This is a genomic window from Pedobacter puniceum, from assembly GCF_009674685.1.
Lineage (GTDB): Bacteria > Bacteroidota > Bacteroidia > Sphingobacteriales > Sphingobacteriaceae > Pseudopedobacter > Pseudopedobacter puniceum.
On record NZ_WKJI01000003.1, the window covers coordinates 33007 to 47373 of the forward strand.

The 14367-nt window shown below is 37.1% G+C and carries 15 protein-coding genes; 5 read left to right on the top strand and 10 right to left on the bottom strand.

Going from position 1 to position 14367, the window contains the following annotated elements:
- Together GJJ64_RS11460 and der are read right to left on the bottom strand one after the other, a co-directional pair.
- On the bottom strand, positions 1 to 204 hold the full coding sequence (locus tag GJJ64_RS11460) for a hypothetical protein (RefSeq protein WP_154287930.1): 204 nt from the start codon (positions 202 to 204) through the stop codon (positions 1 to 3).
- Positions 205 to 296: 92 nt separating this feature from the next.
- The gene (gene der / locus GJJ64_RS11465) at positions 297 to 1598 is read right to left on the bottom strand and encodes a ribosome biogenesis GTPase Der (RefSeq protein WP_154287931.1); all 1302 of its coding nucleotides are present in this window, start codon (positions 1596 to 1598) and stop codon (positions 297 to 299) included.
- 251 nt (positions 1599 to 1849) lie between these two features.
- Here der and GJJ64_RS11470 point away from each other — a divergent pair, with 251 nt between their 5' ends.
- The 3 genes from GJJ64_RS11470 (at position 1850) to GJJ64_RS11480 (ending at position 5332) form a co-directional block, all read left to right on the top strand.
- A complete protein-coding gene (locus tag GJJ64_RS11470; RefSeq protein WP_154287932.1) occupies positions 1850 to 3454 on the top strand; it encodes a S8 family peptidase in 1605 nt (534 codons plus the stop codon).
- A 208-nt stretch (positions 3455 to 3662) separates the two neighbouring features.
- Positions 3663 to 4817: a zinc-dependent alcohol dehydrogenase gene (locus GJJ64_RS11475; protein WP_154287933.1), complete on the top strand. Its 1155-nt coding sequence runs from the start codon at positions 3663 to 3665 to the stop codon at positions 4815 to 4817.
- An 11-nt stretch (positions 4818 to 4828) separates the two neighbouring features.
- Entirely contained in the window at positions 4829 to 5332 is a 504-nt protein-coding gene (locus GJJ64_RS11480; RefSeq protein WP_154287934.1) for a hypothetical protein, read from the top strand.
- 142 nt (positions 5333 to 5474) lie between these two features.
- On the opposite strand, the gene GJJ64_RS11485 is transcribed toward GJJ64_RS11480, so the two are convergent.
- The 4 genes from GJJ64_RS11485 to GJJ64_RS11505 form a co-directional block, all read right to left on the bottom strand.
- Positions 5475 to 5774 carry a DUF1905 domain-containing protein gene (locus GJJ64_RS11485; protein WP_154287935.1) on the bottom strand — a complete coding sequence of 100 codons (300 nt, stop codon included), beginning with the start codon at positions 5772 to 5774 and terminating at the stop codon, positions 5475 to 5477.
- A gap of 33 nt (positions 5775 to 5807) precedes the next feature.
- Positions 5808 to 6302 (bottom strand): YciI family protein, encoded by a 495-nt coding sequence (locus tag GJJ64_RS11490; RefSeq protein ID WP_154287936.1) that lies wholly within the window; start codon positions 6300 to 6302, stop codon positions 5808 to 5810.
- A 576-nt stretch (positions 6303 to 6878) separates the two neighbouring features.
- Positions 6879 to 7328 (bottom strand): hypothetical protein, encoded by a 450-nt coding sequence (locus GJJ64_RS11500; protein ID WP_154287937.1) that lies wholly within the window; start codon positions 7326 to 7328, stop codon positions 6879 to 6881.
- Entirely contained in the window at positions 7321 to 7662 is a 342-nt protein-coding gene (locus tag GJJ64_RS11505) for a hypothetical protein (RefSeq protein ID WP_095168376.1), read from the bottom strand. The genes GJJ64_RS11500 and GJJ64_RS11505 overlap by 8 nt, the downstream gene beginning before the upstream one ends.
- Positions 7663 to 8316: 654 nt before the next feature.
- Here GJJ64_RS11505 and GJJ64_RS16935 point away from each other — a divergent pair.
- On the top strand, positions 8317 to 8463 hold the full coding sequence (locus GJJ64_RS16935; protein ID WP_229655530.1) for a hypothetical protein: 147 nt from the start codon (positions 8317 to 8319) through the stop codon (positions 8461 to 8463).
- Between the two features lie 45 nt (positions 8464 to 8508).
- Complete coding sequence (gene ltrA, locus GJJ64_RS11510) at positions 8509 to 9564, top strand: group II intron reverse transcriptase/maturase (RefSeq protein ID WP_317162939.1); 1056 nt, start codon at positions 8509 to 8511, stop codon at positions 9562 to 9564.
- A gap of 159 nt (positions 9565 to 9723) precedes the next feature.
- On the opposite strand, the gene GJJ64_RS11515 is transcribed toward ltrA, so the two are convergent.
- The 4 genes from GJJ64_RS11515 to GJJ64_RS11530 all read right to left on the bottom strand — a co-directional run bounded on the left by GJJ64_RS11515 (position 9724) and on the right by GJJ64_RS11530 (position 14356).
- Positions 9724 to 10311, bottom strand: coding sequence for a hypothetical protein (locus GJJ64_RS11515; protein ID WP_154287938.1), 588 nt, complete (start codon positions 10309 to 10311; stop codon positions 9724 to 9726).
- Positions 10312 to 10943: 632 nt separating this feature from the next.
- On the bottom strand, positions 10944 to 12332 hold the full coding sequence (omp85, locus tag GJJ64_RS11520) for an Omp85 family outer membrane protein (protein ID WP_154287939.1): 1389 nt from the start codon (positions 12330 to 12332) through the stop codon (positions 10944 to 10946).
- 66 nt (positions 12333 to 12398) lie between these two features.
- The gene (locus GJJ64_RS11525; protein WP_154287940.1) at positions 12399 to 13685 is read right to left on the bottom strand and encodes a sensor histidine kinase; all 1287 of its coding nucleotides are present in this window, start codon (positions 13683 to 13685) and stop codon (positions 12399 to 12401) included.
- Entirely contained in the window at positions 13682 to 14356 is a 675-nt protein-coding gene (locus GJJ64_RS11530) for a response regulator transcription factor (protein WP_154287941.1), read from the bottom strand. Before GJJ64_RS11530 ends, GJJ64_RS11525 begins: the two co-directional genes overlap by 4 nt.
- Between the last annotated feature and the right edge of the window lie 11 nt (positions 14357 to 14367).

Genomic DNA, 14367 nt, shown 5'->3' on the forward strand with positions numbered 1-14367 from the left:
TTATTTTGCTATGCTATCTGTGGTAGCAACAGAATCTGTGGCAACATTGTCTTGTGGTAAAGAATCTTTTAAAGCATCTTGCAATAAAGAATCGGCTTTAGCCTGATTTAAAGAGTCTAATTGCTCATCTGTTTTTACCTCTTGGTTACAAGCAGTACCTGCAAAACCAATAACCAAAGTAAGTACCCAAAATAACTTTTTCATCTGTTTTATATTTTTAAAGCCTTTTTGGTAGAAAAACTTTTAGGTTTAGCATCATGATTATCATGATGCTAAACAGGCAGGCTTTATGTTTATTATTTCTGTCTAAAGAATATTTGAATAGGAACACCAGAAAAATCAAAATGTTCTCTCAATTTATTCTCCAAAAATCTTTTGTAAGGTTCTTTAATGTATTGCGGTAAATTACAGAAGAAGGCAAACATTGGTGACGATGCATTAATCTGAGTGATGTATTTAATCTTAATGTGTTTACCTTTTATAGCCGGAGGAGGTGTATTCTCTATAATAGGCAATAAAATATCATTCAGTTTAGAAGTAGGTATTTTCTTGGTTTTATTTTCAAATACCTTAACTGCAGCTTCTACTGTTTTAAATATTCTTTGTTTTTCTGTAACAGAAGTAAAGATGATAGGAATATCTGTAAAAGGAGCTATTTTCTCATGAATTTTAGCTTCAAAAGCTTTCGCTGTTTTATGGTCTTTCTCTATCACATCCCATTTATTAACCACCAATACTAGGCCTTTTTTGTTTTTCTCGGCCAGATGGAAAATATTAATATCTTGAGATTCTATACCTTCAGCGGCATCAATCATTAAAATTACCACATCTGCTTCTTCTAAAGCTTTAATGGTTCTCATTACCGAGTAAAACTCTATATTTTCTCTAACCTTAGTCTTTTTACGCAATCCGGCAGTATCTATTAACATAAACTCATGTCCAAATTGGTTGTAATGGATATGTATCGAGTCTCTGGTTGTACCCGCAATATTGGTAACGATGTTTCTGTCTTTGCCAATTAAAGCATTAATCATTGATGATTTACCCACGTTTGGTCTGCCTACTATGGCAAATTTTGGCAAACTATCGCTTTCTTCAACATCGTCTTCTAAGTGTTTGGCAACTTCGTCTAATAAATCTCCAGTTCCAGAACCAGACATAGAAGAAATACAATAAATCTCCCCTAAACCAAAGCTGTAAAACTCTGTAGCGTCTGATTGTAGTTGGTAATTATCAACCTTATTTACAGCAACAAAAACAGGTTTATTGCTTTTGCGTAAAACGCTGGCAATTTCATCATCTAAATCTGTAATGCCAGTGGTAACATCAACCATAAAAATAATAACGGTTGCTTCCTCAATTGCAATTAAAACTTGCTCACGTATGGCAGCTTCAAATACATCTTCAGAGTTTGCTACATAACCTCCGGTATCTATAACAGTAAAGTTTTTGTTGGTCCACTCGGCAAGGCCGTAATGGCGGTCTCTGGTTACACCGCTCATATCATCAACTATGGCTTTGCGAGTTTCTGTTAGCCTATTGTATAAAGTTGATTTTCCCACGTTCGGTCTCCCGACGATCGCTACTATATTACTCATATCTGATTGTTTTTCCCAGCCTTATCTTGCCGGCATAATTTTTTGTAGGGGCAAAGGTAGCTAAAAAATCCCGAACAGTAGGTAGGACTCCTGTTTATGAGCTTGGTTTCGAGTATCATTTGAGGTATCATCAACTCATCATAGTAACAATTTTGCTGTATGGTGTAATTTTAAGCGAGATTAACAGTTTAAATAAAAATTTAAAAACATATTCATTATTTTTCCAGACCCTAAAAATTAATAGACAATATATGAGAATTATAAAAAGGCAGGTGATGAAGACTATTGGATTACTGGCGCTGTTAGTAATGCCGGCCTTTCTTCAAGCACAAAAGACAGAAAAAACAGATTGGTATAACAAAGATTTACAAAAAGACGGCTCTTTTGGGATAAGTGCAGATAAAGCTTATCAGGAAATTTTGAAAGGTAAAAAATCAACTCCAGTAATTGTTGCCGTTTTAGATGGCGGAGTTGATACCACCCACGAAGATTTAAAGTCTGTTTTATGGCAAAATAAATTAGAGATAGCAGGTAATGGTATAGATGATGATAAAAATGGCTATGCGGATGATTTGCGTGGGTGGAATTTTATGGGTTCTGCTAAAGGAAATGTAGAGTTTGATAACATAGAATTGGTGAGGGTTTTATTAAGAGATATGGAGAAGTTTGATGGAAAAGACTCTAACTCGGTACGAAAAGCAGAATTGCCAGCGCTAAGAGCTTACCAAAAAAACCTAAGAATTTACGACCAAAAGAAACGTAAAGCAGAGCAAGAGTATTTCATGCTATACTCGGTTAAAAAAACGGTTGATTCTTTAATTGCATCAACAGGGAAAGACAAACCAAATTTAGATGAGTTTAAAGCTTCAAGCCCTACTTCTAAGCAGCAAGAGCAAATCAAGAAGCTTATTTTGGTTAACATGAAGGCTAATAAAAGCGATGATTTTCAGGATTTTTATGAGCAAGAGCTTGCCAAAGGTGTAAAATATTATTACGAGCAATTGTATTATCACTTAAATATGGCTTATAATTCTAGACCCCTTGTGGGTGATAATTACCAAAATAGCTACGAAAAAAGCTATGGTAATTTAGATGTAATGGGCCCCGATGCCGAGCATGGAAGCCATGTAGCGGGTATTATTGCAGCAGATAGAACCAATAACAAAGGTATAAGAGGCGTTGCAGATAACGTAAGTATTTTAGCTGTGAGAACAGTGCCTAACGGCGATGAGCGTGATAAAGATGTGGCCAATAGCATTATTTACGCTGTTGATCATGGTGCAAAAGTTATCAATATGAGTTTTGGTAAAAGCCATAGCTGGGATAAAGAAGCGGTAGACAAGGCCGTACAATATGCCATGAAAAAAGATGTTTTGCTGGTACATGCAGCAGGTAATGATAATAAAAATCTAGACCTAGAGCGTGTTTACCCTAACAGATATTTTAACAATGGCAAAACCGCCCAAGCTTGGATAGAAGTTGGTGCTTCTGATGCTAAAAACGATAAAACCCTAAAAGCAAGTTTCTCTAATTATGGAAAAACTACGGTTGATGTTTTTGCCCCTGGTGTTGATATCAATTCTACCATACCGGGTTCTTTATACAAAGCTAATAGTGGTACCAGCATGGCAGCACCCGTAGTAAGTGGCTTAGCAGCTTTAATAAGATCTTATTATCCTGCCTTAAGTGCAGTTCAAGTGAAAGAAATCATCATGAAATCTGTTGTGAAGGTTAACCAGGATGTAGAATTTATGGTTGATGGTAAAAAAGTAAAAGTTCCTTTTGCTGATTTAAGTATTGCTGGTGGTATTGTTAACGCTTATCAAGCTTTAAAATTAGCCGAGACTTATAAATAAGAATTAAAGGTTTTTAAGTTATTATAAACCCAAGAATAGAGAGGATTTAACATCATCCTTTTGATTCTTGGGTTTTTATTTTTATCGATAAGATAAGCCTCTCTTTAAAATTTTATGTTGGTCATTATTAAAAATCTATGAATTAGCTCTTTACCATATTTTTCTCCTTTGGTATGATATATGGGTGTGAAAGAAAAACATCTATACTATGATAGCAATGAATTATCGTGGTCCACGTCGCGTACGGATAGACCACAAACCTTATCCTAAAATCTTGCATCCCAATGATGCTATTGTAAAAGTCACCAGATCTTGTATTTGTGGTTCAGATTTACATCTTTATCACGGTATGGTACCCGATACTCGGGTGGGCTCAACCTTCGGACATGAATTTATAGGTATTGTTGAGGAGATAGGCTCATCGGTAGAAAAATTAAAAGTTGGCGACCATGTGCTTGTTCCCTTTAATATTGCCTGTGGAAAATGCGCTTTTTGTAAACAAGAGCTATACGGTAATTGCCACGAGTCTAATTCACAAGCTACTGCCGTAGGTGGTATTTTTGGTTATTCGCACACAGCGGGCGGTTATCAGGGCGGTCAGGCAGAGTATGTTCGAGTCCCTTATGCCGATGTTGGGCCAACTATTATTCCTCCTGAAATGGATCCGGATGATGCCGTATTGTTAACCGATGTATTGCCTACTGGATATCAAGCTGCGGAAATGGGTGGTATTCAAAAAGGAGATACAGTGGTGGTTTTTGGTGCTGGTCCGGTTGGTATCATGGCAGCAAAATGTGCTTGGCTTTTTGGTGCAGCTAGGGTAATTGTGATAGACCATATTGATTACCGTTTAGAGTTTGTAAAGAACTACGCCAATTGTGAAGCTTACAATTTCAAAAGCATGGATGATCCTGTAGTTTTTCTTAAAAAGGCAACAGATTGGCTAGGTGCCGATGTTTGTATAGATGCCGTAGGGGCAGATGCCGCAGGTAGTGCCCTACAAACCATTACAGGTAAAAAGTTATTATTGCAAGCGGGTGCCGCTACGGCACTTCATTGGGCAATCAATTCGGTTAAAAAGGGTGGTATAGTTTCTATTGTTGGTGTTTATGGGCCAACTGGTAATCTTATTCCTATTGGAAATGTAGTAAATAAAGGCATCACCATCAGGGCAAATCAAGCATCAGTTAAAAGATTACTGCCTAAAATGATAGAGCATGTGCAAGCAGGAAGAATAAATCCTAAAGCCATCATCACTCATCGGGTGCCTTTAGAAGAAGTTGCCGAGGCTTATCATATCTTCTCCTCAAAATTAGATAACTGTATTAAAACTGTTCTTATACCACCATCAGTAAGGTCATAAAGCTATTTATCATGAAAAATAAAAAAATAAATCCAACAGAAATTGAAGGGTGGGGTGTTGATGCAGATACGCAAAACGACCCTACCTATCCTATAAGAAATAGAAGCCAAGAAGAGCATAAAGGTTATGATTGGGAAAGACCAGAACAGCAAGCTAAAACGGTAGAGGTTTTACAGTCTGTGGAAAGGCCACATGTAACAGCCGTATTTGGAGCCTCCATACCACCTTATGGATTAAGCGGAATGATACGTAGACAAGCGTTTAAGTATAGCGAGTCTAGCTTTGCACATTGGTTGCCGCTTATTCTTGCCGATAGGGTAAATGTGGTAGAAGGTATTTTGGATGATCTTAAGCATGGTCATTTTCCTAATCTCTTTGCTGAAAAAGGCTTAGGTGCCGAGTGGAAATATAATCGTAAAGCATTTACGAAAAAATTAGTTGTTAAAGCATTGGTAGTAACAACAGCTATTGCGCTCATATGCCTTGCTAAACGGAAAAATAATAGGTTTAAATAATTTGAAGCTTTTTTTAATAATGTACAAGATTACAGTAAACTCTTTGGATTTTGCTTTGTGGTTTACTGTGATTTTTGAACATTATATATTGAGCAATTTTAATATAGCCCTAAAGGTATCTCTTCATTGGGCTAATTTATGATTAAATCCAAAGAAAGATTTTAACATCATCATCTACCTTAAGATTTTCTTGCTTACGTATAGAGGCCTTAAGAGGTAGTAAATAAGTATTCTGTTTTTTATCAAACCAAATAGCTGTTGTCCATTGGCTTAATTTTATTTGAGCAAGTGCTTTCATACGACCCCAGCCTTCTTCTTGCCATTTTAAATTTTGTCTTATTTCTAAAGCTATGTCTACAGGTAGAGATACAAAATGCCAGCCATTGGGTCCGGTATATTGCCAAATTTTTGCTGAGAATTCGTATTTGATTTTTCCTTGCATTACTTAAATAGAAATTTTAGAGTGTGGTTTTCATTAACGGTTTGATTTCCAAATTTTATCAGAAAACGGCAAGTATTCTGGAAGTGCCGCCGAACCATACCAAGTAAAGATTTCATAATCTAATAAACCATTTTTTATAGCAAGGTCTGTTAATAATAATTCTTTTACTTCTTCTATTGATTTAAGGTTATTTAAGATAAAGATGCCTCTGTAATTATTTTCATTTTTGCCTAAAGGTCCGGCTACAATAAGTTTTCCTTCTTCAACCAAACGGGTAATGTTATCCATATGTCCTCTAAAACTTTTGTTAGTTAGCTCTTTATCAGCGGTTTTGTTTGCACCCGTTTTTAGTATAACAAAAAAGTATTTTTTCATTCCATAATCATCCCCACCCAATTTATCGGCTAATGCTTTATCATAGTTGGGGTTTAAGACTAATGTATCTTTAACTCCTGCTTTATTAGCATTGGATTGTCCAAAAGCTAGCTTTACAGCTAAGATTGCGATGATTAGGAAAATATATTTCATCGTTAAGAGATTTAAAGGTCTGTTTGGTAAGTGTAATCTTCTCTTAAATATAGAATTTTAAAGAGTTTAAACGAAATAGTGTTTATTAATGGAGTAATGGTTTGCAGGTTTGAAATTTGCGGTTTTACTTGCAAGAACTTGTCTGCCCGTTCAAACTTAATGAAAAAAGATGAAGGAAGTAAAACCACTTCGCCCGCAATTTCTTAAACCTGTTGTGTGCGCCTTGAATGGTAACACACTTGCGGAACCGATTACGCTATTGCATTTGGATGGACTGGAAGAAACCGGAACGTAAAAGGAAAAACCTGATACGATTAGGAGTAGATGCCGACCATGCTTATGCATGGAGCAGGACAAGAAAAGGAGGATGGCGAATAGCCCAAAGCCCAATCCTTAATACGACCATAACTATTAAACGGTTAAAGCAAAAAGGCTACATACCCATGCTAGAGATTTACACAAAGCTCAACCCATCAGTTTACGAACCGCCGTATACGAGAACCGTACGTACGGTGGTGTGAGAGGCGCACTCTGTCAGGTTTCTGGCAGAGCCGTCTACTCGATTATGCCCAGTTTTTATTTTTCTGTCCAATACTTTTCTTTTAAATATTCTGTCTTTTTAATGTCGCAACCTAATACAAATACTCTATAAACAGGTCTGTCTATTTCGTAATATGGTATTTTGTCTTCAAAATATACTGTTTCCATTGTCTCCAATATGTTTTTTAAATCGTTGATTTTATTTATGTCTGTGGAAAAACCAATGCAATGTGTCTTTGCCCATTTGTCAGACTTAATTTGATTAAAAGCGTATTCGACAATTTCAATTTCTGACTTGAAGTATTTCAAATTGTCTTTTTGTCCACGTTCTGTATAATACCAAATATAAAGTCCGCCTGATTTGTCAATTCCAAAACCTTCATAAATACTGCTTCCGTTTATTGAATAGCTATTAAAGTTGAAACAGTTTTCTTTCATCCAATTTTCAAGTTCGATTTCTGTCTTTGGTATATAAACACTATCCATTTGTCAGTTTCTTATATGTAAATGTTCTCAACTCAATTTCAGTCTTTAATTTTTCAAATTCGTTGTCAAAATATAATTTAAAGAAGTGTTTTACGTCTTCCCAATTGTCAAGCTTAGTTTGAATTTGTTCGTCTTGATTTTCTCCATAAACAAAAAATAGGTCAAGGTTTTTGTGAACTTCAAGGACAAATTCGTTCTCCATATGTCCAACCCAAAAAGCTCCGTGTTCTTCGTCCATTCGGATTGTTTCTTCAATTGCGGATTTTATGTCGTCAAAGGTTGCGTTCTCAACTGAGTCGCCCCAACCTTTTTCTATCCAAATGTTTGTTGTCATACGTGTCGTTCTAAAATTGGGCATAACGTTTTGCGTATATGACTTGTGGCGGTTTTCGAAGCACTTTCTTGTCGGCTGGTACTAAATTTACTTAAAAGCACAAAACTTGAATTTACCACTTTCTCCGCCATAAGTTATATACGCTGTGTGCGCCTTGAATGGTAAATATAGTTCTTTAAATATAAAGATTAAAGAGTTCCAGAGGGTGTAAGTCCCTTATTCGCTGGGGTAACGCCTGGAAGAATTAGCAAGTCGCAAGGTGGCTTAGCGTGAGCGATACACTAAAGTAAGCGAGACTGCAAAAGTCTGCACTGACGAACAGAAACTGGATAAGAGGCATCATTGAGTGGATGAGATGGCACAGCACATCGAAGTCCAAAGAAAACCAAAAGCTCAAAGATGTAGATTCAGCAGGAGTAGATTGAAGGATATTTATCTTACCGAGGGAGATCTCTTAGATTACGAGCTAATCATAAAGAGAAGTCAGCAGAGGTCGTAGTACTTGAGGCAACGAGGTATCAACAAACGATACAAGGTCTCACAAACAAGGAAGGACCGAACGTAAATTGGTTCTTAATTTACAAAGGACTGGCGTAAGCCATAGCCCTGTAGAAGCGGAACAGGAAGAACAAAATTAAAACAAAAGTAAAAGAATTGATTGCACAAGTATTACGTCCCCAAAACCTCCAAAAGGCATTACAACAAGTAATGGCTAATAAAGGAAGTGCTGGTATTGATGGTTTAAAAACTACCGATTTAAAAGCCTATGTCCAAAAACATAGGGAAGCGCTACTGGAGTGAATAAAAGAGAACAAATACCTGCCACAATCAATTTTAGGAGTAGAGATACCCAAAAGCGGAGGAAAACTTCGTTTATTAGGTATCCCTACGGTTGTAGACCGCCTGCTACAACAAGCCGTATCACAAGTTTTGACACCAAAGTTCGAGCATGAATTTCATGAAAATAGCTACGGCTTTAGACCCTACAAAAATGCTAGAACAGCAGTAGGGAAAGCATGGAGCAATATCCACGAAGGTTATAGCCACATCGTAGCTATCGATTTAGAAACATTCTTTGACGAGGTAGACCATTGCCTGCTACTAAACCTGATTTACCAAAAGGTAAAATGCCCGCTTACGCTAAGACTGATACGGAAATGGCTACGAGCACCGATACAGATTAACGGCAAATTAGTAAAACGAAGCAAAGGAGTGCCGCAAGGCAGTCCATTAAGCCCACTACTTTCTAATATCCTGCTGGGTGAGTTGGACAAAGAATTGGAAAGGAGAAAGCTAAGGTTTGTACGCTATGCCGATGATTTCAGTATCTATTGCAAACTTCCCTCTGATGCAAAACTGGCAAGCAAAGCCATTACCAAATACTTGGTAGACAAGCTAAAGCTGAAAGTGAATAAGTCAAAGAGCGGGATAGTAAAACCCAGTAATTTTACCATACTAGGATTTACATTTGCACCCACGTATCAAAAAGGAGTAAAAGGGGAATATCAGTTAACAGTAGGAGAAAAAGCATGGGCAAAGCTGAAAGAGAAGTTAAAGGAAGTTACCCGGAAAACCTCACCCAAAAGTCTATCAGAACGCATTAATAAAATCAACGAGATTACCCGAGGCTGGCTTACCTACTTTAAAGGAAGTAGCATTGTAGGTAAACTGCGAGATGTGGACGGCTGGTTGCGTAACCGCCTGCGCTATTGCATTTGGACGGACTGGAAGAAACCCGAACGTAAAAGGAAAAACCTGATACGATTAGGAGTAGATGCCGACCATGCTTATGCATGGAGCAGGACAAGAAAAGGGGGATGGCGAATAGCCCAAAGCCCAATCCTTAATACGACCATAACTATTAAACGGTTAAAGCAAAAAGGCTACATACCCATGCTATAGATTTACACAAAGCTCAACCCATCAGTTTACGAACCGCCGTATACGAGAACCGTACAGCCTGTCCCGATTTTTCATCGGGATACGGTGGTGTGAGAGGCGCACTCTGTCAGGTTTCTGGCAGAGCCGTCTACTCGATTAGCAGTAGTTGTTCTTCGACCGTCAAGTATGTCTTTTACAGTATTCAATTGTTTTTTTGTCAAGGTCGTTAAGCAAATTTTTATGTTCAACTGTCTTGTAAATTTCTAAAGTCCCTTTGTAATCTTTCTCTTTGAATTTATGTCTAGCCCGGTCAATTTTCATTAGGTCAAAATGATTGTTGTAGTCAGCCTGTGCTTTCTCATTTTGTTCCTTAACAAACTTGTCTTGCAGTTTAGCTGCTTCAACTAATTTGTCACACGAACCTTGAAAAAAGTCGTCAACTAAATAGTCAAGATCATGTAAAATGTGTCTGAATGCAAGTAATTTATCGTCTGATTGAAAGTCTGGGAATTGTCTTTTGTCTGCAAGTCCAAGATGGTCAAGATAAAAAGTGTGTCCTACTTGATAGTTGTCAAACTGATAACCAAGCTCACCGATTGAAAACCGATAACCAATAATAAAACTTTTGCGTCCGTTTTTAAAAGTCGCCACAGTAAAATGTCCGCCTGAACCTTTGCCATTTTCGTAATTGTCCAAAGTAAATCCATGTCGTCCTAAAAACGGCACCAAAATCTCAAGTCCTTTTGTTAAGTCTTTTAATGGTTCCATGGTCTGTTACAATTACTGCTAACGTTACGGCGGCTTGGCGAAGTTCGCCTTTACCACCGGGCTTTGTTTTACTAACATACGAAAAGGGGCGAATTTTGCCAAACCGCCTGTTGTGTGATGTTCAGAACCACTGAACACCCCGAGTTCTGCCTTTTTAGGCATTTCAACTATATTTTTTAAGATATTTCTTTAATCTTCGATTGGGGAAGTATCATTAAAAAAATCTATAAAGTTCTTTTGATGAGGAATTTAGTTAGAAAAAAACTTGACTTTGTCATTTTTTTCGAATAACTTCAATCAAGCTTTTTAAGCGACCCGCTTTGAAAATGTATTTTCAGCGAATCTTTTCGCAAAGCTTGAAGCAGCACTTTTCGTGTTGCTATTCCTCATGAAAAGCATACTTTGAATAGTTGTAAAGGCCAGGCAGAATTTCATACAACGGTTTGCGGCTTGGCGTAGTGGCGGATTTTTAGCACAAAAGTTCAATCGAAGAACTGCACTTGACCCTACCACAAAACTGTCATACGAAGCACTGAACCCGCCATTACGCCAAACCGCTGTTAGGTGCTGGCCTTCTTGTTTTTCGTCCGACTAAGATACTTTTTTTATGTTTAAGTCAGTCGTTTTGAAGTCTAAAATGCTTGTCCAATGCCAAAGTAAAATAGCCTGTCTTCTTTTGAATGACCATAGTCAAATGATAAAATGGTGGATTGATTCCAAGCAATTCTAAGTCCACCGCCATAAGAAGTTTTAATGTTTTTAAAGTTTAAGTCTTGCCAACGGTCTCTTACTGTACCTGCGTCAAAGAACGGTGCTACGGCAAAGGCAAATCTTTGCTTTCCAATTTGAGTTTCTGCAAGTCTTACTCTCAATTCTACATTGGTAAACCACATTGAACGAGCTAAAAATCGGTTGGCTCTGTAGCCACGCAATGATTGTCTTCCGCCTAAAGCATTGATACTTCCTTCGGGACTCCATTGGTCTTGAAATTCAAAAAACGGAGCATTGTTTCCAAAAATGTTTCCTACACCGAATCGTCCTGCTAAAACAGTTCTTTTACCAACAGGTATTTTCTGATAGGCTCGACCTTGAATAAAAAGTTTGTCAAAATCGAATTGCGAACCTATGTATTTGCTTGAGTATTCATTGGCAATTTCAAAGTAATACCCTTTCGTTGGGTCGGGTTCAAAATCTCTTGTGTCAAATATCAATGCAGTTTGAATAATGGAAACCCAACCACCGTCAACACCTGAAATTAATCCGTCTTCAAAATCACGTCTTAAAAGTGAAATTCCGTTTGGTGCGGTTGTGTTTTGTCCTGTAATTGGGTCAATTGCTTCCGCATTCATTCCTTCAAAAGTTGAATAACTCAAATGCTGTATTTCATATCCGCCCATTATACGCCATTTTCCTTTTCCAAGTGCGTAATCGGCTTTAAGGTTGAGCATATATTCGGTTTCTCTGAATCGGTTTGAGAGTGCATCCGTTACAAAATCAGCTTCTCCAACGCCACCTGGTCTTAATGTTTTTCTCGCTCTGTCAAATTCTCGATAAGTTGAAAAATTTGTGTTTTCGTCAGAAGGTAAGCGAAGTTGACCGAGCGTAGATTCAGTTAGTCCAAAATAAAGGTTGGCTGGATTTTGTTGTGCTTTGAAGTCCACTTTAAATCTCCAACGTGTTCCTTTGTAGTAGGGGACATCCAATTTTAAAATTAATTCTCTTGCATTTGAGGTGTAATAAGCCGCATTGGCTGTCAGTTTCATTAGGTAGGGCGTGTATGGAAACAAAGGGTTTTCACGATTGCCATTCCAATAGGTGTTCGTCCTTACTCCAAATCCGAAACCTGTTACTGGGTCGGAAGAAAAGTCTGGTATTCCTGTAAAAAACGTTCCTTCTCGCTTTTTAGCAAGGTCATCATCAGACATTCTTTTCGATTTGATGAATGAAAGACTGTCTTTTTCTTGTGCCTTAACGATTGTGATGGAGAACAGAATAAATAAGGTTGCTATTATACGCTTCATAAATTGGATAATTTTTTAATTACCCTGCAAAGCTCCGAAGCGATTTAGAAGAAATTTTGAATTGTCCTAGAAGCTGATTTTAAAAGTGTGTGTTTCTTGATGAAATTCATAGGCTATTGTCCATTGATGTCTTTTGCAGATTTGCTCAACTATAGACAATCCAAGCCCACTTCCTGAACTTTCGTCAGAAGTTTTTTTAAACCTTTTGAAAAGCTGTTCCTTTTCTAACGCAATGCTTCCTGAATTGCTAATATTAAAGCCCGATTTACTCAACCTAACTTCAACTGTTCCTTTTTGAATGTTATGTCTTATCGAATTGAGCAATAAATTGTTGATGAGAATTTCAATCAGAATTTTATTTCCTGTAACCACACAATCTTCGTCTATTGATGATTTTAGGTTCAGGTCTTTGTTTGCAAAATGTTCATGCAATTGCTCTATACATTCTGCTGTCAATTCGCTCAAATTTATTGTTTCGCTATCATCAAACTGATGGTTTTCTATTTTGGCAAGCAACAATAGATTTTTGTTGATGCGTGAAACCCTTGTCAATGCTTTATTTATGTCTTCAATAATTTGGTACTGCCTGTCTGTTAAAGCTTCTTTTTGCAGCAGTATGTCCAATTTGTTTTTGATGATTGCCAAAGGAGTTTGCAATTCGTGAGATGCATTTTCTGTAAATTCTTTTTGCGATTTGTAAACCGAAACCGTGTGTTCGATTAATTTATTCAAAGCCACATTCAATTCTTCAAACTCAAGGATAGTTGATTTTTCAAACGAAATATTGCTTTGTGAATTGAGATTAAATGCTTTCAACTTCGCCAAAGTATTTTTAAAAGGTTGCCATAGTTTTACGGATAATCGTTTGTTTAGAATCAGAAAGCCGACAACCATAATCAGAAAAAACAAAAAGGTCAGAACAGCTATTGCAACGACCGTTTCTTCGGTTTCTTCAACATTGGTTTCTACGGTGAGTAAATAATATTCTCCATTTATTTCAATCACTCTCGAAAGCCCCCGAAATCGGTCAATATCTTGGTGAGTTACATAGGGGTTTTTTCTTGATACTGTGTAGGTGCTGTCTTTTCTGTTTTTTTCTAAAGTGGTCTTTTGGAGGTTGGTTCCGGGTTGAATTTTGTTCCAAAGTAATATGCTTTGATTTAATTCAATTTCAGACAGTTGTAATTTATTGAGTTCGTTTTCCGTTCTGTCAGCAACAATTTCATTATGCTCGTCCAATTCACGAAGCCAAATGCTATCAACCAAATAAAGGTATGCAGGAACACTTGCCGCTAATACAATAAGTGCGTAAATGGTGAATGATTTAAGCGATTTGTTTAGTAATCTATTCATCCTTCCCATTTATAACCTGTTCCGTAAACAGTCTTTAAATAACTTTCGCATCCAGCTTCACTCAATTTCTTTTTTAAGTTTTTGATATGAGCGTAAACAAAATCGTGATTGTCTAACATATCTGCAAAATCACCTGAAAGATGTTCAGCTAAGGTGCTTTTTGAAATTACTCTGTTTTTATTTCCGACAAAGTAGAGCAATAAATCAAATTCTTTTTTGGTTAGAATAACAGGTTGATTATGAACTGAAATAGTCTTTGCAAGCAAGTCTATTTCTAATTCATTTTGTCGAACGGTATTTGAATTTCCGAATTGTTTTCTTCGGATAACCGAGTAAATTCTTGCTGCTAATTCAGAAAGATGAAAAGGCTTTGTCAAATAGTCGTCTGCACCAATTTGAAGTCCTTTTATTTTGTCGTCTAATGCGTTTTTTGCCGAAATGATAATTACACCGTCTTGCTTGTTTTGCTTTTTTAGTTCTTCTAAAATTTTCATTCCGTTGCCGTCTGGCAACATAATGTCTAACAAGATGCAGTCGTAATTAAATGATTCAATTTTCTCCAATGCCTGATTAAAAGTTCTTGCAAACTCACACAGATAGTTCTCTTCCGAAAGATATTCGGAGATGCTATCGGCAAGTTCGTTTTCGTCTTCTATAATCAGTATTTTCATTCGTCAAAGTT